The sequence below is a fragment of the Streptomyces boncukensis genome (assembly GCF_011045075.1).
GTDB classification, from domain to species: Bacteria; Actinomycetota; Actinomycetes; order Streptomycetales; family Streptomycetaceae; genus Streptomyces; species Streptomyces boncukensis.
In genome coordinates this window covers 1-2,304 of sequence record NZ_JAAKZZ010000794.1, presented here as the reverse complement: position 1 = coordinate 2,304, position 2,304 = coordinate 1, and the positions used below count along the sequence as shown (strand labels likewise).

The following is a 2,304-nucleotide window of genomic DNA, read 5'->3' as shown; positions in this document are numbered from 1 at the left end:
CCACCCGCACATCCCCGCCCGTCGACTCCGCCACCCGGCGCACGATGTCGAGGCCCAGCCCGGTGGAGCCGGGCCCGCCGTCCCCGTGCCCGCGCCGCAGCGCCGCCTCCGGGTCGGCGATGCCCGGCCCCGCGTCCGAGACCAGCACGATCACCCCGTTGCTCGCGGCCCCGCCGTGGTGCACATCCACCGCGAACGCCGTCCCCTGAGCCGTGTGCCGGAAGACATTGCCCAGCATCGCGTCGACCGCGGCGGCGAGTTCAGCCCGCGCGACCGGCACCCGCGCCGGGCCGTCCACCCCGGCCGCCCGTGCCTCCCGCCCCTCGTCCTCGGCCAGCGCGGACCAGAACGCCATCCGCTCGCGGACCACTTCGGCGGCGTCGCAGGCGGCGGCCTCGCCCCCGTCCCCGGCGCGCGTCAGCTGGGCGCGCTGCTCGCGCGCGGTGCGGATCACGTCGTCGACCTCGCGCTCCAGCTGGCCCACGGCCGCCCTGGTCTGCTCGGCCGCGTCCCCCTCGCCGAGCGAGGCGGCGTTGAGCCGCAGCACGGTGAGCGGGGTGCGCAGCCGGTGCGAGAGGTCGGCGGCGAGCTCCCGCTCGTTCGCCAGGAGCCGCATCACCTGATCGGCCATGGAGTTGAACGCCGTCGCGGCCGAGCGCAGCTCCTTCGGCCCCTGTTCCGGAACCCGCACGCCGAGCCTGCCCTCGCCCAGCTCGTGCGCCGCGCCCGCGAGCTGCTCGGCGGGGCGCACCAGCCGGGTGCCGAGCCGGTCGGCGACCGCGACCGACACGACGATCAGCGCCAGCCCGACGCCCGCGAGCAGCACCCAGGAGGTGGCGACGCCGTTGGTGACCGCGTCGTCCGGTACGAACACCTCGACCACCGCCACCTTGCCCCCGGTCACCGCGGTCGGCTGGAGCAGCGCGTAGCCGCCCGGGACGCCGGCCCGGGAGGCCCGGCCCTGCCGCTGGGCGGCGCGCAGGGCCTCGCGGGACGCGCGGGGCTCGCCGACCCGGAAGGCCGGGTGCGCGCCGCCGTCCTCGCGGGTGACGGCCGGGACGTGCACGGCGATCCGCCCGTCCGCGCCCGCCTGGGCGCTGGCGACGGCGCGCTGCAGCCGCTGCCGGTCGGTGGTGATCGCCAGCGCGGGCCCGATGGCGGACGCCTGCCGCTCGGCGCTGGAGAACGCCCGGTCCCGCGCCGTCTCCTTGACCACGAGCGCGAGCGGAACGGCGAAGGCCACCACGACCATGGCAGTGACGGCGAGACAGACCTTCACCAGCGCCCATCTCATCCCGCCCCTCCCGGCGGCTCCAGTTTGACGCCGACGCCGCGCAGCGTGTGCAGATAGCGCGGGCTGGCCGCCGTCTCGCCCAGCTTCCGGCGCAGCCAGGAGAGGTGGACGTCGATGGTCTGGTCGTCGCCGTAGGACTGCTGCCACACCTGGGCGAGCAGCTCGCGGCGCGGAACGACGACGCCGGGCCGCCGCGCCAGGAAGCACAGCAGGTCGAACTCACGGCGCGTCAGGTCCAGGCGTGCGCCGTCCAGTTCGGCGGCGCGGCGCAGCGGGTCGATGGCGAGCCCGCCCACCCGCACCACCTCCTCGCCCGCGCCGTCGCCGCCGGGCGCCGTCGCGCGGGCGCGGCGCAGCACGGCCGCCATCCGCGCCGAGAGATGGTCCACGGAGAAGGGTTTGACCAGGTAGTCGTCCGCTCCGGCGTTGAGCAGCCGGACGATCTCCCCCTCGTCGTCGCGCGCGGTGGCGATGATCACGGGGACGTCGGTGATGCCGCGCAGCATCTTCAGCGCCTCCGCGCCGTCCAGATCGGGCAGGCCGAGATCGAGGATGACCACGTCGAAGCCGACCTGCGCGACCTCGCGCAGCGCCGCCAGCGCCGTCCCCACACTGCGGACGGCGTGCGCGGCATCGGTCAGGTGCCGGATGAGAGCGGAGCGCACGAACTGGTCGTCCTCGACCACGAGCACATGTGCCATGCGCTGCACCGTACGACATGCCCGCGTCACCAAGAGCCCTCAGGTGGGAAAGCCGTAAGGTACGGGGGTGCGACGGGAGCATCGGGCGCGTCTGGTGCACGTCGGCGCCTGGGTCCTGGCCACCGGCGCCGCCGTGACGCTCTCCTGGTTCGGGGTGCACACGGTGCTCGCGGGCACCGACTACGCGCCTCCGCGCGCCCTCCCGGTGTCCGAGGCGCCGCCGACGGTGCCGGCCGCGGAGCCGAGTGCCCGTGCGCAGCCGAGTGCCGACTCCACGCACCGCCCGAAGCCGTCCCGCTCCCCCTCGGC

At 76.0% G+C, this 2,304-nt stretch carries 2 protein-coding genes and 1 pseudogene; 1 reads left to right on the top strand and 2 read right to left on the bottom strand.

Annotated features, from left to right (window positions below; all coding sequences use genetic code 11):
• Nucleotides 1–1,294, bottom strand: a 1,294-nt coding sequence (locus G5C65_RS35700) for a sensor histidine kinase (protein ID WP_165303207.1), incomplete at its 3' end; no start/stop codon positions are given.
• Nucleotides 1,291–1,995, bottom strand: a complete 705-nt coding sequence (locus G5C65_RS35695; RefSeq protein ID WP_165303206.1) for a response regulator transcription factor — start codon at nucleotides 1,993–1,995, stop codon at nucleotides 1,291–1,293. The genes G5C65_RS35695 and G5C65_RS35700, both read right to left, overlap by 4 nt.
• Before the next feature lie 67 nt (nucleotides 1,996–2,062).
• Here G5C65_RS35695 and G5C65_RS35690 point away from each other — a divergent pair.
• Nucleotides 2,063–2,304: pseudogene (locus tag G5C65_RS35690) on the top strand (hypothetical protein); the annotation flags it as partial.